The sequence below is a fragment of the Actinomycetospora flava genome (assembly GCF_037400335.1).
GTDB lineage: Bacteria > Actinomycetota > Actinomycetes > Mycobacteriales > Pseudonocardiaceae > Actinomycetospora > Actinomycetospora flava.
In genome coordinates, this window is the sequence record NZ_JBBEGM010000009.1 from 88,561 (window position 1) to 107,537 (window position 18,977).

General features: G+C 72.6%; 24 protein-coding genes. 9 read left to right on the top strand and 15 right to left on the bottom strand.

The window, feature by feature from the left end; translation table 11 throughout:
* Window position 1: 1 nt before the first annotated feature.
* From WCD58_RS20805 to WCD58_RS20815, 3 genes are read right to left on the bottom strand one after another with little or no spacing between them, the layout of a single operon-like run.
* Window positions 2-514, bottom strand: coding sequence for a LeuD/DmdB family oxidoreductase small subunit (locus tag WCD58_RS20805; protein ID WP_337704976.1), 513 nt, complete (start codon window positions 512-514; stop codon window positions 2-4).
* Window positions 511-1,773 (bottom strand): aconitase/3-isopropylmalate dehydratase large subunit family protein, encoded by a 1,263-nt coding sequence (locus WCD58_RS20810; RefSeq protein ID WP_337704977.1) that lies wholly within the window; start codon window positions 1,771-1,773, stop codon window positions 511-513. Before WCD58_RS20810 ends, WCD58_RS20805 begins: the two co-directional genes overlap by 4 nt.
* A 17-nt stretch (window positions 1,774-1,790) precedes the next feature.
* Window positions 1,791-2,648, bottom strand: coding sequence for an isocitrate lyase/PEP mutase family protein (locus WCD58_RS20815; RefSeq protein ID WP_337704978.1), 858 nt, complete (start codon window positions 2,646-2,648; stop codon window positions 1,791-1,793).
* A 134-nt stretch (window positions 2,649-2,782) separates the two neighbouring features.
* Here WCD58_RS20815 and WCD58_RS20820 point away from each other — a divergent pair, with 134 nt between their 5' ends.
* The 5 genes from WCD58_RS20820 to WCD58_RS20840 all read left to right on the top strand — a co-directional run bounded on the left by WCD58_RS20820 (window position 2,783) and on the right by WCD58_RS20840 (window position 6,884).
* Entirely contained in the window at window positions 2,783-3,904 is a 1,122-nt protein-coding gene (locus tag WCD58_RS20820) for an LLM class flavin-dependent oxidoreductase (RefSeq protein ID WP_337704979.1), read from the top strand.
* 10 nt (window positions 3,905-3,914) lie between these two features.
* Window positions 3,915-4,676 carry an SDR family NAD(P)-dependent oxidoreductase gene (locus tag WCD58_RS20825; protein WP_337704980.1) on the top strand — a complete coding sequence of 254 codons (762 nt, stop codon included), beginning with the start codon at window positions 3,915-3,917 and terminating at the stop codon, window positions 4,674-4,676.
* A 34-nt stretch (window positions 4,677-4,710) separates the two neighbouring features.
* Window positions 4,711-5,382, top strand: a complete 672-nt coding sequence (locus tag WCD58_RS20830; RefSeq protein WP_337704981.1) for an MBL fold metallo-hydrolase — start codon at window positions 4,711-4,713, stop codon at window positions 5,380-5,382.
* Between the two features lie 97 nt (window positions 5,383-5,479).
* Complete coding sequence (locus WCD58_RS20835; RefSeq protein ID WP_337704982.1) at window positions 5,480-5,908, top strand: PGPGW domain-containing protein; 429 nt, start codon at window positions 5,480-5,482, stop codon at window positions 5,906-5,908.
* A 214-nt stretch (window positions 5,909-6,122) separates the two neighbouring features.
* Window positions 6,123-6,884 carry a GAF and ANTAR domain-containing protein gene (locus WCD58_RS20840; RefSeq protein ID WP_337704983.1) on the top strand — a complete coding sequence of 254 codons (762 nt, stop codon included), beginning with the start codon at window positions 6,123-6,125 and terminating at the stop codon, window positions 6,882-6,884.
* Between the two features lie 58 nt (window positions 6,885-6,942).
* Here WCD58_RS20840 and WCD58_RS20845 read toward each other — a convergent pair whose 3' ends face one another.
* The 4 genes from WCD58_RS20845 to WCD58_RS20860 all read right to left on the bottom strand — a co-directional run bounded on the left by WCD58_RS20845 (window position 6,943) and on the right by WCD58_RS20860 (window position 9,597).
* Entirely contained in the window at window positions 6,943-7,236 is a 294-nt protein-coding gene (locus WCD58_RS20845; RefSeq protein WP_337704984.1) for an MGMT family protein, read from the bottom strand.
* Entirely contained in the window at window positions 7,233-8,357 is a 1,125-nt protein-coding gene (locus WCD58_RS20850; RefSeq protein WP_507237434.1) for a YhaZ family DNA alkylation repair protein, read from the bottom strand. The genes WCD58_RS20845 and WCD58_RS20850 overlap by 4 nt, the downstream gene beginning before the upstream one ends.
* Window positions 8,358-8,423: 66 nt before the next feature.
* Window positions 8,424-9,209, bottom strand: coding sequence for an SDR family oxidoreductase (locus WCD58_RS20855; protein ID WP_337704986.1), 786 nt, complete (start codon window positions 9,207-9,209; stop codon window positions 8,424-8,426).
* A 34-nt stretch (window positions 9,210-9,243) separates the two neighbouring features.
* The gene (locus tag WCD58_RS20860; RefSeq protein WP_337704987.1) at window positions 9,244-9,597 is read right to left on the bottom strand and encodes a nuclear transport factor 2 family protein; all 354 of its coding nucleotides are present in this window, start codon (window positions 9,595-9,597) and stop codon (window positions 9,244-9,246) included.
* A 78-nt stretch (window positions 9,598-9,675) separates the two neighbouring features.
* On the opposite strand from WCD58_RS20860, the gene WCD58_RS20865 reads away from it, so the two are divergent.
* The 3 genes from WCD58_RS20865 (at window position 9,676) to WCD58_RS33865 (ending at window position 11,169) form a co-directional block, all read left to right on the top strand.
* The gene (locus tag WCD58_RS20865) at window positions 9,676-10,473 is read left to right on the top strand and encodes a MerR family transcriptional regulator (RefSeq protein ID WP_337704988.1); all 798 of its coding nucleotides are present in this window, start codon (window positions 9,676-9,678) and stop codon (window positions 10,471-10,473) included.
* Between the two features lie 73 nt (window positions 10,474-10,546).
* Entirely contained in the window at window positions 10,547-11,026 is a 480-nt protein-coding gene (locus WCD58_RS20870) for a cupin domain-containing protein (protein WP_337704989.1), read from the top strand.
* Between the two features lie 29 nt (window positions 11,027-11,055).
* Window positions 11,056-11,169 (top strand): FHA domain-containing protein, encoded by a 114-nt coding sequence (locus WCD58_RS33865; RefSeq protein ID WP_507237433.1) that lies wholly within the window; start codon window positions 11,056-11,058, stop codon window positions 11,167-11,169.
* Window positions 11,170-11,181: 12 nt separating this feature from the next.
* Here WCD58_RS33865 and WCD58_RS20875 read toward each other — a convergent pair whose 3' ends face one another.
* Genes WCD58_RS20875 through WCD58_RS20895 form a run of 5 tightly spaced genes read right to left on the bottom strand, consistent with a single transcriptional unit; the run spans window position 11,182 to window position 14,809 of the window.
* Window positions 11,182-12,033, bottom strand: a complete 852-nt coding sequence (locus WCD58_RS20875; protein WP_337704990.1) for a mycofactocin-coupled SDR family oxidoreductase — start codon at window positions 12,031-12,033, stop codon at window positions 11,182-11,184.
* A complete protein-coding gene (locus WCD58_RS20880; RefSeq protein ID WP_337704991.1) occupies window positions 12,030-12,980 on the bottom strand; it encodes a cyclase family protein in 951 nt (316 codons plus the stop codon). Before WCD58_RS20880 ends, WCD58_RS20875 begins: the two co-directional genes overlap by 4 nt.
* Entirely contained in the window at window positions 12,964-13,509 is a 546-nt protein-coding gene (locus WCD58_RS20885) for a nuclear transport factor 2 family protein (protein WP_337704992.1), read from the bottom strand. The genes WCD58_RS20880 and WCD58_RS20885 overlap by 17 nt, the downstream gene beginning before the upstream one ends.
* A 4-nt stretch (window positions 13,510-13,513) precedes the next feature.
* Window positions 13,514-14,293: an HpcH/HpaI aldolase family protein gene (locus WCD58_RS20890; protein ID WP_337704993.1), complete on the bottom strand. Its 780-nt coding sequence runs from the start codon at window positions 14,291-14,293 to the stop codon at window positions 13,514-13,516.
* A 36-nt stretch (window positions 14,294-14,329) separates the two neighbouring features.
* Window positions 14,330-14,809 carry a cupin domain-containing protein gene (locus WCD58_RS20895; protein ID WP_337704994.1) on the bottom strand — a complete coding sequence of 160 codons (480 nt, stop codon included), beginning with the start codon at window positions 14,807-14,809 and terminating at the stop codon, window positions 14,330-14,332.
* A 153-nt stretch (window positions 14,810-14,962) separates the two neighbouring features.
* Here WCD58_RS20895 and WCD58_RS20900 point away from each other — a divergent pair, with 153 nt between their 5' ends.
* The gene (locus WCD58_RS20900; protein WP_337704995.1) at window positions 14,963-15,721 is read left to right on the top strand and encodes an IclR family transcriptional regulator; all 759 of its coding nucleotides are present in this window, start codon (window positions 14,963-14,965) and stop codon (window positions 15,719-15,721) included.
* A gap of 20 nt (window positions 15,722-15,741) precedes the next feature.
* Here the strand turns inward: WCD58_RS20900 and WCD58_RS20905 are convergent, their stop codons facing one another.
* From WCD58_RS20905 to WCD58_RS20915, 3 genes are read right to left on the bottom strand one after another with little or no spacing between them, the layout of a single operon-like run.
* Window positions 15,742-16,638, bottom strand: coding sequence for a fumarylacetoacetate hydrolase family protein (locus tag WCD58_RS20905; RefSeq protein ID WP_337704996.1), 897 nt, complete (start codon window positions 16,636-16,638; stop codon window positions 15,742-15,744).
* Entirely contained in the window at window positions 16,638-17,891 is a 1,254-nt protein-coding gene (locus WCD58_RS20910; RefSeq protein WP_337704997.1) for an FAD-dependent monooxygenase, read from the bottom strand. The genes WCD58_RS20905 and WCD58_RS20910 overlap by 1 nt, the downstream gene beginning before the upstream one ends.
* Window positions 17,888-18,934, bottom strand: a complete 1,047-nt coding sequence (locus WCD58_RS20915) for a cupin domain-containing protein (protein WP_337704998.1) — start codon at window positions 18,932-18,934, stop codon at window positions 17,888-17,890. The genes WCD58_RS20910 and WCD58_RS20915 overlap by 4 nt, the downstream gene beginning before the upstream one ends.
* Window positions 18,935-18,977 lie beyond the last annotated feature (43 nt).

Sequence of the window (18,977 nt, forward strand, 5' to 3'; positions counted from 1 at the left end):
CTCAGCGCGCCGCCTCGGCCGGCAGGTAGCCGTCGGCGACGAGGCGGTGGAGCAGGCCGCCGGCGGCCAGGATGTCGAGCACCATCGGTGGCTGCGGGGCGACGTCGACACGTCGCCCGCCGGCCTCGGCCCAGCCCTCGGCGAGGTCGACGGTGAGGTCCTCCCCCTCCCCGACGAGGTCGCGGACCCCCGGCACGGTGAGCGCCGGCAGCCCGTTGTTGATCGCGTTGCGCAGGAAGAGCGAGTTGAACTCCTCGGCGACCAGCGCCGCCACGCCGAGGTGGCGCAGGAGCGCGGCGACGGGCCGGCTCGAACCGATGCCGAAGTTGCGGCCCGCCACGAGGACGTCACCGGGTTCGACCTGGTCGACCCACCCCGGGCGCAGCGCATAGAAGACATGGCGCGCGGCCTCGGGGACGTCCATCTTCATGGCGTAGCCCGGGTACATCGCGTCGGTGTCGACGCTGTCGCCGACCACCCACGTGCGGCCGGTGATCCGCCAGTCCGCGCTCATGCGATCTGCTCCTGTCCCGCCAGCAGGTGGCGGGGGTCGACGGGATGCCCCGCGACGGCGGACGCGGCCACGGTGGCGGTGGAGGCCATGTAGATCTCGGCGTCGGGGCTGCCCATGCGGCCGCGGAAGTTGCGGGTGGAGGCGGTCAGGCACACCTCGCCCTCGCCGAGCACCCCCATGTGGTAGCCGAAGCACGCGCCGCAGGTGGAGTTGGTGACGACCGCTCCGGCGTCGGCGAGGACGCCGAGGTAGCCCAGGTGCAAGGCGTCGCGGTAGACCCGCTGGGACGCGGGGGTCACGATCAGACGGACGCCGTCGGCCACGGTCCGGCCCTCGAGGATCTCCGCGGCGATGCGCAGGTCGTCGAGCTGGCCGTTGGCGCAGGACCCGATGAAGCACTGGTCGAGGCGGCGGGTCTCGATCTGGGAGATCGGTACGGCGTTGTCGCTCACCGCGCCGGGGCGCGCGACGTGGGGTTCGAGCGCGGACAGGTCGACGGTGCGCACCGCGGCGTATGTCGCGTCGGGATCGGGGTCGGCGGCGACGTAGTCCTCCGGCGCGGCCCCGTGCTCGGTGAGGAAGCGGCGACACGCGTCGTCGACGGGGAAGGTCGCGAAGTCCGCCGAGACCTCCGCAGCTTGCGTGGCGACGGTGCGCCGTTCGTTCATCGGCACGCTCGCCAGGCCGTCACCGCCGAACTCGAGATTGTGGTTGGTGGCGTCGCCCCAGGTCCCGGCGATGTGCAGGAACACGTCCTTGCCGCCGACACCGACCGGCAGATCGCCGACCAGGTCGTAGCGGATCGTCGGGCCCACGGTGTACCAGGTCCGGCCCGTGCACAGGATCGCCAGCACCTCGGCCGGCCCCATGCCGCGGGCGGCCGCGTTGTACGCGCCGGCCGCACAGGTGTGGGAGTCGGTGCACGTCAGCACCTGGCCGGGTCGGGCGAGAGCGTTCTCCGCGATCACCTGGTGACAGATGCCGTGCCGCCCCACGTCGAAGAACCGGCTGATGCCGAAGTCCCGCGCGAACGCCCGCGCCCGCGGGCCACCGTCGGCGTCGCGGACCGTCGGAGCGGGGACGGCGTGGTCGAGCACGATCGCCGTCCGCTCGGGGTCCGCGATCGCCAGCGGCGTCACCCACCGCGCGAACTGCAGGTCGATCAGGACGTTCATGTCCACCTCGGCGACCACGGTGTCGCCGGCACGGACCTCGTCGCGCCCGGAGGCACGGGCGAGGATCTTCTCGATCATGGTCATGGGCACCGTCGAACTCCTCAGCGGTAGCGCTTGTCGAGATCGGCCCACGCTGCGAGACCGACCACGTCGAACAGGCCCGCCGGTCCGCCCACCGCGGCCGCGGGCGCGCCGCCCATCGCCGCGAGCGCACGGCCGGCCGCGGTGGCCACGGGTGCCAGCAGGGCACCGGGATAGAGGGCGGCGGCGAAGCCCCACCCCTCGAGGTCGGCGTCGTCGACGTCGGGGGTGAGACCGCCCGGGACGACGTTGAACACCAGCGGGACGCCGGTGTCCCGACCGACCTCGTCGGCGACCCGCTCGATCTCGACCCGCGACTGCGGCGCCTCCACGAACACCGCGTCGGCGCCCTCGGCGGCGTAGCGGCGGGCCCGGCGGATCGCCTCGTCGAGGCCGAGGGGGCCCCGGGCGTCGGTGCGCGCGATGACGACGATGTCGTCCTCGCGGTGCTCGAGCGCGGCGGCGAGCTTGGGCAGGTACTCGTCGACCTCGATGAGCTCCTTGTCCGCGAGGTGCCCGCACCGCTTCGGGAAAGCCTGGTCCTCCAGGTGCATGGCGGCCACACCGGCCCGCTCGTAGGCGCGGACGGTCCGCACGACGTGCACCGGGTTGCCGTAGCCGGTGTCCGCGTCGGCGATGAGGGGCAGCTCGGTCGCGCCCGCGAGCACACCGATCCGCTCGACCATCTCGGTCTGGGTGACCAGCCCGATGTCGGGCAGCCCGAAGCCGGAGGCGGCGATCCCCGCGCCCGTCGCGTAGGCGGCGTCGAAACCGGCCCGCCGCGCGAGGTGAGCGCTGATCCCGTCGAACACCCCGGGCGCACGCAGCAGCCCCGGCTCGCCCAGCAGCCGCCGCAGTCGGGCGGACGGAGAACTCATGGGACGCACGATGGCACACCGAATCCACCATGTGCAACTACTTGCACTTAGTGGCAAACTCCCGCTACTGTCGCCACACTGTGGTGCTCCAGTTCACAGTGTGACGTCCGAATCCCGTGCCGAGGAGAAGCCCGATGTCGACGACGACCACCGAGACCACGACGGGGGTGGAGCACGGCGACCTGCGTGACTCGCCGAGTGCGCTGAAGCTGGGGGTGTTCTCGTTCAACGCCTCGGGCGGTCTCAACATCACGACGGAGCCCCGGAAGTACCACGTGAGCTGGGAGCACACCTCCGCGATCGCGCGGCAGGCGGAGAAGATGGGTCTCGAGTTCGTCCTCCCGGTCGCGAAGTGGCGCGGCTACGGCGGGGAGACCGACTTCTACGGCGAGTCCTACGAGACCCTCACGTGGGCGGCCGGGATCGCCGCGCAGACCAGTCGGATCACCGTGGGCGCCACCGTGCACGTGCCGGTGATCCATCCGACATTCGTCGCCAAGGCCGGGGCCACGGTCGACCACATCTCGGGCGGGCGCCTCGCGCTCAACGTGGTCATGGGCTGGTATCCGAAGGAGATCGGCCAGTTCGGCCTCACGCCGGCCGACCACGACATCCGCTACGAGCACGGCGACGAGTGGGTCACGCTGCTCAAGCGGCTGTGGACGGAGGACGAGCCCTTCGACGTCGACGGCCGCTGGACCTCGGCGTGGTCGGCGCTGTCGAAGCCCAAGCCGGTCCGGCGTCCACTGCTCATCAACGCCGGCACCTCGCCGGCCGGGGTGGACTTCACGGCGCGCCACTGCGACATCAGCCTGGCCAGCCGGAACGCCCTGGAGGGCTCGGACACCTTCGTCGGTGACATCAGGACGACCGCCCGCGAGAAGTACGGCCGCGACCTGCGGGTCATCAACGTCGCCCACGTGATCTGCGCGGACACCGAGAAGGAGGCCCGGCGACGTCGGGAGCTCCTCGCCGAGAACGGCGACAAGGTGGCGGCCGACAACTTCATGGACTTCCTCGGGATCGGCAGCCAGTCCTACGAGGAGACCCTGAAGCTCTATCGCGACTACTTCTACACCAGCGGAGCCGCGCTGCCGCTGATCGGGACGCCCGAGCAGGTCGCCGAGCAGATGGTGGCCGCGTCGCGGGCCGGCTTCGACGGGCTCGCACTCGGGTTCTTCGACTACCTCGACGAGATGACCGCGTTCGAGGAGACCGTCATGCCGCTGCTGCGCGAGGCCGGCATCCACACCTGAGGAGGACATCATGGGTCTGCTGCAGGACAAGATCGCTGTGATCACCGGAGCGTCGGGCGGCATCGGGTCCGCCACCGCGCGCGCCTTCGTCCGCGAGGGCGCCACCGTCGTGCTCACCGACCTCGACGACGAGCGCGGCACGAAGCTCGAGCACGAGCTGACGCAGGCCGGGGGGACCGTCGCCTTCGTCGGGGCCGATGTGACCCGGGCGGCCGACGTCGACGAGGTGGTCCGCACCGCGGTGTCCCGGTTCGGGCGGCTCGACGTCGCCGTCAACTGCGCCGGCTACATCGGGGTGTTCAGCCCCCTGCTCGGCTACCCGCAGGAGGAGTTCGACCGCGTCCTCGACATCAACGTCCGGGGCACGTGGAACTGCCTGCGCGCCGAGATCGACGCCATGGTCGAGGCCGGCGGCGGCGGCGCCATCTGCAACGTCTCCTCCGTCGCCGGCGTCGTCGGCGCGGCCGGCGACGCCCCGTACGTCGCGGCCAAACACGCCCTCGTGGGCATGACGCGGGCCGCCGCCCTCGAGCACGCGGGCGACGGCATCCGGGTCAACGTCATCGCGCCCGGCAGCACCGACACCGAGATGCCGCAGCGGCTCACCGGCGGCGACCCCGACATCCTCGCCGCACTGCGCAGCGTCATTCCCGTCGGACGGTTCGGCTTCACCGACGAGATCGCCGAGCCGATCGTGTTCCTCTGCTCCCCCGGCGCCTCGTTCGCCACGGGTGCCGTGTTCAGCGTGGACGGGGGCCAGAGTGCGGCGTGACGGCGCGGAGACACTCGCCCCCGGGGTGCACCGGGTGCGCGTCGGGCACGGCGACACCGAGAACGCCTTCGTGATCGAGGGCGACGACGGCCTCACGCTCGTCGACGTGGGTTGGGCCTCCGCGCCGGGCGTCATCATCGAGGCGCTCGCCGGGCTGGGGCACGGCCCGGGGGCAGTCCGGCGGATCGTCGTGACCCACGCCCACCCCGACCACGTGCGGGGCCTGGCCACGATGCGCGAACACACCGGCGCCGAGGTCCTCGTCCACGCCGCCGACGCGGCGTGGCTCGGTGCCGGGAGGGTGCCTCCGGGCGGACGCAGCCGCGCGGTCGGGAGCACTCTGGACCGGCTCCCGATCATGCGGTGGACCCCGGTGACGCCCGACCGCACGCTCTCCGACGGTGACGTCGTCGACGGCGGGCTGCGCGTGATCCACACCCCCGGGCACACGGCCGGGCACATCGCCCTCCACCACGAACCCACGCAGACCCTGCTCCTCGGCGACGCCGCGTTCCACCTCCGCGGCCTCGGGCTCGGTCCGGCCACCCTCGCGCACGACCCGGACAGCCGACCCGACGCCGTCGCCCGGCTCCCCCGCGACGTCGCCGCCGTCGGGTTCGCCCACGGCGCCCCGTTGACCGGCGACGCCACCGACTCCTTCCGCGAGTTCATGAGCGCGACGAGCGGACGGACGCCGAAACGGTGACGAGCCAGGACGTCGGTACGAGGCACGGGTGCCACCGGCGTGACCGCGAGGTTTGCCGCCCGGACACGTCGACGATCCCGCGCCGGTGAAGCCCACGGTGACCGCCTCCGCCCCCGTGACGTGGCTTCGCCGCGTCGCCATGACCGTCCTCGGCGTCCTGCTGGTCGCCGTCGGCGTGCTCTTGCTCGTCCTACCCGGCCCCGGCCTGCTGCTGGTGCTGGCCGGCCTGGTGGTCCTGGCGAACGAGTACCCCTGGGCGCGGCGATGGACCGAGCCGGTACGCCGGCAGGCCATCGCTGCGGCGCGTGCGAGCGTCGCGACGCGCCCACGGATGGCGTGGACGGCGATGGTCGGAGTCGCGCTCGTCGTCTCCGGCGTCGTCTGGTCGACCGTGGAGTCGCTACCCTTCGGCGGGGTCGCCACCGGCTCGGGCCTGATCCTGTCCGGGCTGATCCTGCTAGGTCTGCTCGTCTACAGCGTCAGGCAGTTCGGCTCGGCGAAGCAGGCCCCCAGGCGCGTGCGGTGACGGCCACACTTCCTCCCTGATCACCATCTCGAGCGGACGTCGCCTGACGCCGGCGGCCTGACCGACAGCGTGCGGCGAGGAACGACCCCTCGGCAGCGACCCCCGGCGGCGACAACGGCGCTCAGGTCCGGGGACCGCGAGTCGCGCCGAACGGCGTCTCGACCGGGGACGGGCACGGTGTCGGGCTATCCGCTGAGCGGGTAAACCTCTTCGCATGTCGTCCACACAGGAGCGCGACGAGCGCGAACACGTCAGCCAGGAGAGCGACGAGCGCGTCGGCGCCGATCTGGCGCGCACCCTCGAGGAGGCCGCCCGCGCGCTGCTCGAACGCGGCGAGGAGGAGGGCGTCGAGCACACCCTCGGGCTGGTGGTGCGCGGTGCGGTCCAGACCGTCCCGCACGTCGAACAGGCCGGCATCTCGCTGGTCGAGCGCGGCGGCCGGGTGCAGTCCTACGTCCCCAGCAGCCAGGTCGTCCGCGAGCTCGACGAGCTGCAGAACGAACTCGGCGAAGGCCCTTGCCTGGACTCCATCTGGTACGAGCAGCGCACACTCGTCGACGACATGGACCAGGCCCACGACCGCTGGCCCCGGTACGCCCCGGCAGCCCTCGAGCGCGATGTCGGGTCGTTGATGTCGTTCCAGCTCTTCACCGAGCGCGGCAGCGCCGGTGCCCTCAACCTCTACGCCGCCCGGCCGCACGTGTTCGACGAGAGCACCGCCGACGCCGGGCGGCTCTTCGCCGCCCAGGCCGCGCTCGTGCTGCACGGCGCCCAGCACATCCAGGGCCTGCACCTCGCGCTGGACAACCGCGACGTCATCGGGCAGGCCAAGGGGATCCTGATGGAACGCTTCGGCATCGGCCAGCAACAAGCGTTCTCGATGCTCGTCGAGTCCTCACAACACACCAACATGAAGCTGGTCAAGGTGGCCGAGTGGCTCGCCGGCGAGCACGAGAAGAAGAGCGGCACCTCCTGAGCGTCGACCTCGGCCCGCACTCCCTGCACGCCACCGCTGTGGCCCTCCCCCGGTGCGCTCAGATCGCTGCGCCTGCTCGCGCGAGGTCCACGCGCACGTCGTCGCCCTGGCTGAGCAAGGGCGTCGACTCCTCGAGGAAGTGCGCGAGTGCACCGTGCGCGGCTGCTCTGACCGGCCGCCCCGTGGCATCCACGACCCGCCACCACGGCACGTCGTGACCGTCGTTCCGCAGAATCTGACCGACGGCGCGCGGGCCCGTGCCGGCCGCCTCGGCGACATCGCCGTAGGTCATCACCCGCCCGTCGGGGATCGAGGACACGATGCCCAGGACCCGCTCGGCCACCTCGTTCACGATCTTGCCCCTGACTGCCGCCGGTCGTCGTCCGCCCTCTCGAGGACGAACGTCTCGGAGGGAGAGAGGACCCCGTTCGCCTGCACGGTGACGTCGTGCGCACCCGGGTAGTAGGTCCGGGTGGTGATGGGGCGGAAGGAGTGGGTCTTCGTGACGACGGCGCTGCCGCCGGCAGCGATGCGTCGTGACCCGAGATTGAAGGTCTTCGCGCTCACGGAACCGTTGGCGCGCCGGAATCCGATCGAGTAGTCGATCGCCACGGTCGCGTCCGTCTCCCCGTGGTTCGTGACGGCGGCGGTGAACGTGAGGTCCCCGTTCCACGGAACGACGTCCCCGGCGATGCGCGGTCGGGCCACGTGCAGGTCGTTCCCGGTGAACCCCACGAGTGAGAGCGCGGCGGGGTCGGCGCGCTTGACCAGCGTCCTCAGGCCGTGCCGGAGCAGCCGGGGAGTATGGGCGTCCGGGTCGCCCGCCCACGCGGCGGCGACGTCCGTGACGACGGAGGGGTCGACGCGACTGAGGTCGTTGAGGTGGTTGGCGACCGAGCGCCGCACGTACTCGGCCGGGTCCCGATAGGTGGCGTCGAGGATGCCTCGTGTCGCACGAGGGTGGGCGAGCAGCCACGGCACCCGTTTCGCCCAGGGCAGGTACGCGCGAGAGCCCTCGGTGGCGAGCCGCCGCACGTGCTCGCTGTCGTGCCCCGTCCAGGTCCTCATGATGTGCAGGCCGCGCTCGGGCCGGGCGACGAGGAGCTCGCGCACGGCGAACTCGCCCGTCAGCCCGACGGTGAGCCGGGCCAGCAGTGCCATGGCGGCGTCGAAATCCCGCGTCGACCCGCTCTCGAGCGCCCGCGACGCGACGAACTCCGTGACGGGCCAGATCATCCAGCCCTCGAGATGCGGCCCGTCCAGGACGTCGCGCACCACCCGCCGGGCAGCGGGGAACCCCGCCGGGACGTCGCGCAGGAGGGCGTCGCGGACGACGTCCACCCGCTCCCGGAGGCGGAGGCCCGGGACCTCGTCCTCCGCCCGGGCCAGGGCGGAGAAGTCGCCGGTGGGCGCGACCGCCTCCATCGCGGCCCGCAGCCGTGCCACGACCGCCGGGCTGATCAGCTCGTCCATGGCGCCCACGGCGACTCCTCTCCGACGGTGGTGGACGAGCGGCGCCCCCGCCCGTCCACCACCTTCCTAGATCGCCGGGACGGTCCCCCCGTCGATCACGTACTCCGCACCGACGATCGCCGAGGCCTGGTCGGACACCAGGAAGGCCGCGAGGTCGGCGATCTCCTCCGTCCTCGCGAAACGACCGAGGGGCACGCCGCCGAGGGATTCGAGGATGCTCTCCTTCGCCCCCGCCCGGCTGAGGCCGTTCCCCTCCGCGAGCCGGTCCACGAACCTCTCGTAGGCCTCGGTCTCGATTCCACCGGGACTCATCGCGTTGACCCGCACGCCGTGCGGCGCCAGCTCGTTCGCCAGGCCCTTGCTGTACGTCCGCAGCGCGGCCTTCGCCGACGCGTAGGCGAGGGTGGAGTCGTGCAGCGGCATCTGCCGCTGGATGGACGTGAAGTGCAGGACGACGCCGTGCCCGGCCCGGACCATCGACGGCACGAGCGCCCGGTCGAGACGCACGGCGCCGAGGAAGTTGAGGTTCAGCTCGATCATCCACTGCTCGTCGGTGATCTTCGCGAACCCGCCGGGTGGTGTGGACGAACCCCCGACGACGTGCACGAGGATGTCGACACCGCCGGCCTCCTCGATGCGCGACGCGACCAGCGCCGTGCCCTCGACGGTCGAGGTGTCGGCCGCGATGAAGCGGTCCGGGAGCTCGTACCCGTCGGGCATCGTCCGGGCCGTCACGTACACATCGGCGCCGAGCTCACGGAGCCGCTCGGCCACGGCCCGACCCGATCCCTTCGATCCCCCGGTGACCAGGGCCCGACGCCCGTCGAGACCCCCGCGATCCGCATTTCCCATCTCTGCTCCTTCGTCGTCCGTCCGCGGGGCGCTGTCAGGGCGCGATGACGAGCTCCGCGATGGCGTCGCCGTCCATCACGAAGCGGTAGCGCAGGTCGACGACGCCACCGGGGAAGTCGCCCTCCAGGTGCTTGGTGGCGACCCAGTGCGTGTCGTCGGTGCGCTCCGCGCCGACGAGGGTGCTGGTGACGGTGAACCCGGCTCCGGCCTCGGACAGGAAGCCGCGGATCTCCTCGCTCCCGCGGTAGGTCGAGCCGTCGTCGACGACCACGGCGGTGGGCGTGAAGGCGCGCAGCGCGGTGTCCGTGTCGCCGGCGTCGTGCGCGGCGAGGTAGGTGCGGATCGTGGCCGGGAGCTGGTCGGGCTGGATGGTGTTCGACGTGGTCATGGACCCACCGTGCGATCTCCCGGACCGGGAGGGTCAAGCGCTGGACCCTCCCCCCGGGGGAGGGTGCATCGTGGCGCCGTGCTGACGATCGGTGAGTTCTCCCGGCTGAGCCACCTGAGTGTGCGGACGCTGCGCCGCTACCACGATGCGGGCCTGCTCGAGCCGGCGTCGGTGGACGACGCGACCGGGTATCGCCACTACGACGTCGACCAGATCCCGACGGCCCAGGTGATCCACCGTCTGCGGGAGCTCGACGTCCCCCTGTCCGACGTGCAGCGCATCCTGCGCTCCGGCGACCCGGAGATCCGCGCCACGCTGGTCGCGGACCACCTGCGGCGGCTCGAGTCCGAGCTCGAGCGCACCCGGGGCGCGGTGGCGTCCCTGCACCGGCTGCTGGCGCCGGAGCCGCCACCGCTGGACGTCGAGCTGCGCGCGGTCCCGGCGACGACGGTGGCCGCGGTCGAGGACGACGTGACGGTCGACGAGGTGCTCGCGTGGTACGCGGGCGCCATGGCCGAGCTGGACGCGGCGGTCGACGACCCGACCGGCGCGCCGGGAGGGCTCTTCCACAACGAGCTGTTCGAGGACGGGCGCGGGCACGCCCTCCTGTACCGGCCGACGGCACGGCCGCCGCGCAGTGGCCGCGTGCACCCCGTGACCCTGCCCGCGGTCGAGCTCGCCGTCACCACCCACGTCGGCGAGCACGACGACATCGAGGTCGCCTACGGCGAACTGGGCACCTGGGTGGTGACCAATGCGCTCGCGGTCGCCGGCCCGGTACGGGAGACCTACCTGGTCGGCCCCCGCGACACCAGCGACCCGTCGGCCTGGCGGACCGAGATCGGCTGGCCGGTCTTCCGCGTGGCCGCGCACTGACGGTCCCCGCGGGTTCGTGATGTCGCCGGCGAGCATCTGGTGACCGGCGCGGTCCGGGCACTACGGTCCGGCCATGTTCGAGGGTGACGAGATCGTGCTGGGCCCCCTCCCCAAGGGCATCGTGCGGGCCGGGGAGGGTCAGCACCGGCGGGTGTGGAACATCCTCGGCCACACCTACTGGGCGCGGGCCGTCAGCGAGTCCAGCTTCGCCTTCGAGACCCTCGACCCGCCCGGGACCGGCGTGCCGCCCCACGTCCACCCGACCCAGGACGAGCACATCCACGTCCTCGAGGGCGTGTTCACCCTCTACCTCGACGGGCAGTGGGAGAAGGCGGGCCCCGGGGACACGGTCCTGATGCCGCGCGGGCTCCCGCACGCCTACTACAACCGCAGCGAGATCGACTCCCGAGCCCTGTTCTGGGTGAGTCCGGCCGGCAGGCTGGCCCACCTGTTCGACCAGCTGCACGACCTCTCCGACCCCGCCGAGGTCGTCCGGCAGTCCGCGCTCCACGACGTCGAGTTCCTGCCGCCGGGCTCGGTCCCCGGCGCCTGACCGACGCGGACCGGGAACGGAGCTCGATCGTGGCGTCGCTGACGGTGGACGACCGCTCCCACCGACTGGTCGAGGGCTCGAACGTCGTCGGTCGCGGCCAGGACGCCGACGTCGTGCTCACCGACCCCTCGAGCCGACGGTGACGTCCGCACCCGTCAGAACTTCTCCATGAATCCGGCGTCGACCGGGAGGCAGGTCCCGGTCACGTAGCGGCCCTCGTCGGAGGTCAGCCAGGCCACGGTGCTCGCCATGTCCTCCGGCTCGATCCACGGGACGTCGAGGAGGTTGAGTGCGGCGAAGGCGTCCCGGACGTCGTCGGCCGTCGGGTTCTCCTGCCCGGGGGCGAAGGCGCCACGCACGACCGGGTTGTTCACCATCGGCGTGTTCACCGTGGTCGGGTGCAGCGTGTTCACCCGGATCGCGTGCGGTGCGAGCTCGTTGGCCAGGGTGCGCATGAGCCCGACGACGGCCTGCTTGGCCATGTTGTACTGCACCTGGCGCGGGAATCCCCGCATGCCCGCGACGGAGCTGGTGATGACGACGCTGCCGCCGCGGCCGCCGTCGATGATGTGGGGTACGGCGGCACGGCAGGTGTAGTAGACGCCGTGCATCATGATGTCGATGCCGTCGTGGTACATCGAGTCGGGCATCTCGGTGAACGGCGCCGAGGCCCAGACCCCGGCGTTGGCGATGGCCACGTCCAGCCCGCCGAGCTCCGCCACCCCCTCGTCGACGGCCTTGCGGAGGCCGCCGAAGTCGCGCACGTCGGTCTGGCGGGCCACGACCCGCCGGCCCAGATCCTCGATCTCCCGCGCGGTCGACGCGAGGTCCTCGGGCGTGGCCATCGCGTAGGACACGCTCTCGATCGGCGTGCAGGCGTCGACGGCGATGATGTCGGCGCCCTCGGCGGCGAGGCGGAGCGCATGGCTGCGGCCCTGTCCCCGGGCGGCCCCCGTGATCAGTGCGACCTTCCCGGCGAAGCGGTCGCCGGCCGGTGTCGGACTCACCGGAGGGCCAGAGGGTTCAGCGGTGCGCCCAGGCCCCCGGCCACCCGGAGATTCGGGGCGCTGAAGAAGAACTCGTAGCGCCCGTCGCGGGCACACGCCGCCCCGAGCTCTTCGAGGTCGAACAGCTCGCCGAGCGTCAGGCCCATGTCCCGGATCGTCACCATGTGGAAGACCCACGCCTGCTCGGGATCGGACGGGCTCACGGGCCCGTCGGGCAGCGACGACATCGCCTCCACCGAGTTGTTGTCGGCGCAGACCGCGGCGACGTCGTGCTCGCGCAGCCAGGTCGCCGACTCCAGCGAGAGCCCGGGTGACGCGGCCCAGAACTCCCCGACGGACAGGCCCGCCTTGAACCGCTCGACCCAGCCGGTGCGGATGACGAGGATGTCGCCGGGTTCGACGGAGACGCCCTGCTGTGCGACGACGGCGTCCAGCTCCGCCGAGGAGATGACGTGGTCGGGCGGGAGCGTCTCGAGCCCGTGGTGGCGCGCGACGTCGAGCAGCACTCCTCGGCCCGCGACGCCGGCGGACACCTTGTCGATCCCGCAGAACTCGGCGCCCTTCCAGGTCACGCTGCGGTTCGAGAAGCCGTTGTACATCTGGCCGTCGTAACTGATGTGTGCCAGCGCATCGAACTGCGTCGCCGCCTGCAGCGGCATGCTGATGTGGTCGTCGGCCACGCAGATGTCACCGCGGTACTCGGGCGCATAGCCCTTCTCCGTGACGAGGTGGATCGGGTTGTAGCGCTCGGTGCCCTGGTGCTGTCCGGGCTGGGGTCCGTGCGCGTCGAGGGGGAGGCCGAGGCTGACGGCCTCGCCGGAACTCACGGTCTGCGCGGCAGCGCGGAGCTGCTCGGGGCCGACGAGGTTCAGGGTGCCGATCTCGTCGGCGTTCCCCCAGCGACCCCAGTTGCTCAGCGACTTGCCGAGCTCACGAAACGTACTCATCCATTCGCTCCTGTCGTCGTCGACGGTTGCTGCTCGGCCCCGGCGAGGGGCCGTCGGTCCGGGACTCGGTGCCGGCCGTGGGCACCCAGTTCGCGACGGGTGTCCAGTAGTAGATCTCCAGCTGACGGTGGGTGAACCGCCAGGCGCCGTCCCGGCGTTCGAGCCGGTCGCGGTAGATGCTCGCGATCTGGCTCGGTCCGGACCGGAGGTCGGTCAGGAAGACGTCCACCGTGACGGTGTCGGTCGCCGTGCCCGCGTCGAGGTCGATGTCGATCAGCGGGTCGGCGAACCAGTGGTGCATGTGGGGAATGACTTTCCACTGGGCCTCGAAGCTCGCCACGATCTCCTCGATGCCCTCGTGCCGTCCCAGGTGCCCCAGGTCCAGCACGGAGTCGGAGAAGAAGACGCTGCGCAACAGGTCGCGGTCCTGCAGGTCGAGGCCGTGCGCGAAGCTCGAGATCAGCCGCGCGATCTCCCACCGGGCCTCGAGCAGCTCCACGCGCCGGACCAGGTCCGCGTCGCTCGTCATGTACTCAGCTCCTTCCGTGATCGTCGCCGGCCGCGGCCAGCTCGGCCGCGTACGCCGCGCGGAGCACGGCGGCGTCGGTCGCAATGCCGACCATCCCGAAGCCCTCTGCCCGGCGCCGGGCCGCGACGGCGCCGGACGGGGCGTGGACGCCGGCGAGGGTTCCGTGTGTCGAGCACGCGTCCAGTACTGCCTCGAAAGCCCGCCGGATCGCCGGACCCTCGTCCCCTCCGGGTGTCCCGCCGAGAGCGACGGCCAGGTCGGACGGCCCGACGTAGACACCGTCCAGCCCGGGGACGGCGCAGATGCGCGACGCGCTCGCCACACCCTCGGGCGTCTCGATCATCGCCAGACAGAGCACCTCGTCGTTCACCTCCGACGGGGTCCGGTCCCGGTTGAGGTGCCACCGGGCGCGGGTGGGACCGAAGCTGCGCTCGCCGAGGGGCGGGTACTTCGCCGCCCGTACCGCCCGCTCCGCGTCGGACGGGGTGTTCACCATCGGGACGATGACCCCGTGCGCGCCGAGATCGAGGGCCGGCCCGATCTCGGCGAGGTGTCCGACGCGGACCAGCGGTGTCGCCCCCGAGCTCCCGCACCCGAGGAGCACGGTGCTCAGCGCGTCACGCCCGACGACGCCGTGCTGGAGATCGACGCAGACGAAGTCGAAGCCGCCGTCGGCGCACATCTCGGCGACGAGAGGAGAGCCGAGCGTGATCCATGCACCGAAGGCGGTCGTCCGGCCGCCGGCACCGCGGCGCAGCCTGTTCTCCGGGGCGGTCGTGGTCACCGCGGGAACCCGGGACCACTCGGCGCGCGTCCCACCTCAGACGCCGACGTGCTCGGCGCCGTCCTGGGCCCACGCCGAGGGTGCCTCGCACGGGACCGTGCCCATCTTCGCGGGGACGGAGATCTCCAGGACGTCGAGGTCGTGGGACATGCCGACCTCGTTGTGGCGGTACCCGCCGGGGATCAGTGCGGAGTCCCCGACCTCCATGTGCAGGGTCGTCCCGTCCTCGAGCTGCAGGTCCTGCCAGCCCTGCACGACGTAGATCCACTGCACGGAGCACACGTGGTAGTGCCACCCGGTGACCTCGGAGTACCCGTTGTTGATCTTGGTGCGCTGGGCGCGCATGCGGCCGCCGGTGGCCTCGGTGACGCCGTGGTCGTGGTACTCCATCCAGTCGCGCCGGCCCGTCATGACGGGGAGGTCGCCGGCCCGCGCGGCGACGAACTCGATCGGTGCGCGTCGTCCGCCCGGGTCTGCGGACTCGAAGGTGACGGTGGGTTCGACTTCGGTGCTCATGAGCGTCCTTCCGCTGGGCTGCCGACCGGGGCCGGGACGCTGCAGAGCGTGTGGTGGCCGGTACGGCCACGCACAGGAGGTTCTGGTCATCAGAATTGGGTGGGCAGAGTCGCGCGCTCCCCCGCCAGCCCGCTGCCGTGACAAACTCCTCGGGTGGAGCCGATCTCGGAGAAGAGACCGCCCGCGTACGCGATCACGAGTGTCGATCACGCTCTCCGGCTCGTCACCGCGCTGCAGCTCGAGGGAAGCCTGACGGTCGCGACGGCGGCGGAGAGGCTGGGCGTCGCGCGGTCGACCGCCCATCGCATCCTGCAGATGCTCGTGTACCGGGACTTCGCCCGGCAGGACGACGGACGCGTCTACCGGCCCGGCCTCCTCCTGGAGCTCGCCGCACACTCACCGTCGCGCACGGCGTGGCTGCGCAGGACCGCGCTGCCGCATCTCCAGCGGCTCAGTGACACCTTCGAGGAGTCGGTCAACCTCTCCATCCCGTCCGGCGCCACCACGCGGTTCATCGCCGGTGTCGAGTGCCGGCGGGCGTGGCGGGTGACCTCGCGGGAGGGGATGGTCTACCCGCTCTACCCGACCACCACCGGGATGCTCCACCTGGCGTCCCTGTCCGATCACGAGCTCCGCGAGTTCCTGCGGTCCCAGCCCGATCTCGAGGAGCGGCCGAGCGTCGTGCAGGACGTCGAGCGCGCGCGTCGCGGGGGGTTCGCGGTGAACCGGCAGCGCACCGAGAAGGGCCTCGTCGCCGTCGGCGTCCCCATCCGCGGGACGTCGGGCGAGCTGCTCGCGGGCCTGTCGGTCACGATGCCGATCCGGCGCTACGACGAGCGACGGCTGGACGGCATCGTCGCGTTCCTGCGGGCGATCGGCGCCGACGTGGAGGCGGATCTCCGGGTCTCGTGAGGGGCCCGGGCGACGGTCCCTCAGGACCGGCGTTCCGCGACCGGGGTGAGTTCGGACGGAGGGACCGGCCCCCGGCCCGCGCCGAGGGTCGGGCAGGTCGTCGCGCCCTCGCCGCTCACGGTCACCGTGAGCGCGTCGAGGCCGGTGATCGACAGGTCGATGCGGTCGCCGTCGTGGACCTCGCCGACCCCTTCGGGCGTCCCGGTGGACACCACGTCGCCGGGGTGCAGCGTCATCACGCTCGAGACGTAGGCGATCAGGCGCGGGAGGCCCCAGATCAGGTCGCGCAGGTCGGCTCGCTGGCGCAGGGTGCCGTTGACCCGCAGGTGCAGCTCGAGCTCGTCGATCGGGGGCACCTCGTCGGGCGTCACCACCGTCGGGCCGAGCGGGGTGAACGTGTCGAATGACTTGCGCAGGGAGCGGTCCTCGCCGCCGCGCATCGTCATGTCGAGCAGACCGGTGTAGCCGAACACGACGTCGAGCGCCTCGCTCTCGGGGACGTGGCGGGCGGTCCGCCCGATCACGGCGGCGAGCTCGCCCTCCTGGTCGATCCGCCGGTCGACGTAGGGCAGGCGGACCACCCCGCGGTCGGCGGCCAGCGAGCTCGGGGCCTTGAGGAAGACGCCGAGCGCGTCGATCGTGCTCGCCGAGCTCATCTCGGTCTGGTGGGCGCGGTAGTTGACCGGCGCGGCGACGATCTTCGTGGGGTCGGGGACGGCCGGCAGCACCTCGACGGTCGCCGGGTCGACCTCCGGGGCCCCGGCGAGCGCCCGGTGGTCGGGAGCGCTCGCGGTGAGGCGCCGCACGGGGCTGCCGGGACCGTCGGGCAGGAGGTCGGTGACGTCCCGGAGCGCGCCGTCCCGGACGACGCCGACCCGGGTGCGCCCGTCACGGTCGCGGAAGGACGAACAGCGCATCAGCGGGCTTCCAGTCGGGTCGGGGGCGGGGACGGGACGCCGGCCAGGGCGGGAGCGGCCGCGTCCGCGGGCAGGGGCGCGTAGAGCCAGTCGAACTCGCGGTAGTCGTCGGGCGCGCGGTCGCCGAGCACGCGACGGCGCAGGGCCAGCACCAGCGGGTCCTCGGTGTGCCAGAGCTCCCCCCAGGGACGGGCGCTGGTCTGGCAGCGCGTCGCACGCGCCCACCGGGCCCCCTCGAACTCGCGGTACGCCCGGTCGACGTCGGTCGTGTGGCACGCGAACCGGTACCCGAGCTCGACCGCGTCCTCGAGCGCCTGGCACGCGCCCTGGCCGAGGTACTGCAGCATCGGGTGCGCGGCGTCGCCGGTGAGCACCAGCGGGCCGCGGATCCAGGTGCTCGCCGGTTCGCGGTCGTACATCGGCCAGTGGCGGTCGCGCCCGATGCTGGCCACCGCGTCGCGGACCGGCCGGCACGAACGTGCGAAGGCCTCGTCGAGCTCCTCGGGCCACGCCCAGTCGCCGGGCGCGGTGTGCCCCGCGTGGAAGCGGGGGCTGCGGAACACCGCGACCTGGTTGTAGAGCTCGCCGCCGCGCACCGGGTACTGGATGAGGTGCGTGCCGGGGCCGATCCACAGGACGACCTCGTCGGGCGCGATCGCGTGGGCGGCGTCGCGCCGCGGGATCGTGCCGCGGTAGGCGGCGTACCCGGCGCAGACGGGCACGTCGTCGACGACCGTGCCGCGCAGCGTCGAGTGCAGCCCGTCGGCGCCGACGAGCGCGGGGGTCTCGTAGACGGTGCCGTCGGCGCAGCGCACGCGGGCCCGTCCGGGCTGCAGCGCCACGTCGACCACGGTCCGCCCGTTCTCCAGGGTGACGAGGGGATGCCGGCGGCAGTGGTCGACGAGCGTCTCGAGCAGGTCCGAGCGGTGCAGGACCAGGTAGGGGTAGCCGTAGCGCTCGACGAACGCCGGCCCGAGGTCGAGGGTCGTGATCGGCCGGCCGGTGAGGGCGTCGATCAGCTGCGCCCGCGGGGGCCGGACCGCTCGCGGCAGGACGTCGTCGAGCACCCCGAGCGCGTCGAGGGCCCGGCTCGCGTTCGGCCCGAACTGCAGGCCCGCGCCGATCTCGGTGAAGCCCGCGTTCCGCTCGATCAGGTGCACGGCCCGGCCGTGGCGGGCCAGCGACAGCGCCGTCGCGAGACCGCCGATCCCGCCGCCGACGACGAGGGCCGGGACCTGTCGCGACCGGGTCATCCGCACGTCTCGGTGCGCAGCAGCCCGAGCGCCTCGAGCACCGGCGCGTCGCTGGTGCTGAACAGGTCGATCTCGGCGTCGGCGTGCACCGACCACGGCGTCCACGACGGCACCGCGAGCAGGTCGCCCGGCTCGACCGCGAAACGCTCCGCGCCGATCCGGATCTCGCCGCCTCCGTGCAGCACGCACAGCACGCGCCCACCGGTCTGGCGGGCCGGGACCGTCGCGGCGCCGGCGAGGACGCGCGCGATCTCGCAGCGCATGGTCGGCATGACGTCGCCGCCGGAGACCGGGTCGGTGTAGCGCAGGACGGCGTCGCCCTCCCCCGTGGCCTCCAGCAGCCCCGTCAGCGCGCGGTCCGTGTCCGCCCAGCGATAGGCGAGCAGCGGGGACCGGCCCGGCGGCGGGGCCGCCCCGCTCGGGACCAGTCCCGGACCGCCGCCGTACCGGGCCTCCGAGCCCGAGCGCACCGCGGTGCGGGTGTCGGCCTCCTCGGTGGGGCCCTCCTCGAAGAAGATCGCGTCGAGCGCCGCGACCACGGGCAGGTCGAGCACGTCGACCCAGATCATCGGCTCGTCGCGCGGGTTGTGGTGCTCGTGGAAGGTCCAGCTCGGCGTGAGGACCAGGTCGCCGGTGCCCATGTGCAGGGGATCGCCGTCGACGAGCGTCCAGACGCCCTCGCCCTCGACGACGAACCGCAGCGCGGCCGGGGTGTGGCGGTGGGCGGGCGCGACCTCGCGACCCCGCAGGTACTGGATCGCCGCCCACAGCGTGCCGACCGCGTACGGGGCGCCGCCGAGCCCCGGGTTGGCGCAGGCGAGCACCCGGCGGTCGCCGCCCCGGTCGACGGGGACGAGCTCCCCGGCGCGCGTGCCGAGCTCGCGCAGGACCCGCCCGGACCAGCGGTACGGGACGGCCTGCACGCGGGGCTCGGCGGTGAGCAGACCGGCGAGCTCCCAGAGCGGCTGCAGGCCCTGGTCGGCGAACCGTCCGTACAGCTCGTCCAGCTCCGGGTCGGTGGCCTTGAAGCGCCGGGTCGCCATCGTCCTTCTCCGTTCACCGGAAACGCTACGTATACTGACTATT

Bases quoted from the DNA above. Each gene is read 5' to 3' on its own strand.
- WCD58_RS20855 (WP_337704986.1), bottom strand. From the start codon at position 9,209: ATGGGAAATGCGGATCGCGGGGGTCTCGACGGGCGTCGGGCCCTGGTC.
- WCD58_RS20825 (WP_337704980.1), top strand. From the start codon at position 3,915: ATGGGTCTGCTGCAGGACAAGATCGCTGTGATCACCGGAGCGTCGGGC.
- WCD58_RS20880 (WP_337704991.1), bottom strand. From the start codon at position 12,980: ATGAGTACGTTTCGTGAGCTCGGCAAGTCGCTGAGCAACTGGGGTCGC.
- WCD58_RS20820 (WP_337704979.1), top strand. From the start codon at position 2,783: ATGTCGACGACGACCACCGAGACCACGACGGGGGTGGAGCACGGCGAC.
- WCD58_RS20915 (WP_337704998.1), bottom strand. From the start codon at position 18,934: ATGGCGACCCGGCGCTTCAAGGCCACCGACCCGGAGCTGGACGAGCTG.
- WCD58_RS20810 (WP_337704977.1), bottom strand. From the start codon at position 1,773: ATGACCATGATCGAGAAGATCCTCGCCCGTGCCTCCGGGCGCGACGAG.
- WCD58_RS20805 (WP_337704976.1), bottom strand. From the start codon at position 514: ATGAGCGCGGACTGGCGGATCACCGGCCGCACGTGGGTGGTCGGCGAC.
- WCD58_RS20885 (WP_337704992.1), bottom strand. From the start codon at position 13,509: ATGACGAGCGACGCGGACCTGGTCCGGCGCGTGGAGCTGCTCGAGGCC.
- WCD58_RS20910 (WP_337704997.1), bottom strand. From the start codon at position 17,891: ATGACCCGGTCGCGACAGGTCCCGGCCCTCGTCGTCGGCGGCGGGATC.
- WCD58_RS20840 (WP_337704983.1), top strand. From the start codon at position 6,123: ATGTCGTCCACACAGGAGCGCGACGAGCGCGAACACGTCAGCCAGGAG.
- WCD58_RS20895 (WP_337704994.1), bottom strand. From the start codon at position 14,809: ATGAGCACCGAAGTCGAACCCACCGTCACCTTCGAGTCCGCAGACCCG.
- WCD58_RS20860 (WP_337704987.1), bottom strand. From the start codon at position 9,597: ATGACCACGTCGAACACCATCCAGCCCGACCAGCTCCCGGCCACGATC.
- WCD58_RS20905 (WP_337704996.1), bottom strand. From the start codon at position 16,638: ATGCGCTGTTCGTCCTTCCGCGACCGTGACGGGCGCACCCGGGTCGGC.
- WCD58_RS20850 (WP_507237434.1), bottom strand. From the start codon at position 8,357: ATGGACGAGCTGATCAGCCCGGCGGTCGTGGCACGGCTGCGGGCCGCG.
- WCD58_RS20815 (WP_337704978.1), bottom strand. From the start codon at position 2,648: ATGAGTTCTCCGTCCGCCCGACTGCGGCGGCTGCTGGGCGAGCCGGGG.
- WCD58_RS20870 (WP_337704989.1), top strand. From the start codon at position 10,547: ATGTTCGAGGGTGACGAGATCGTGCTGGGCCCCCTCCCCAAGGGCATC.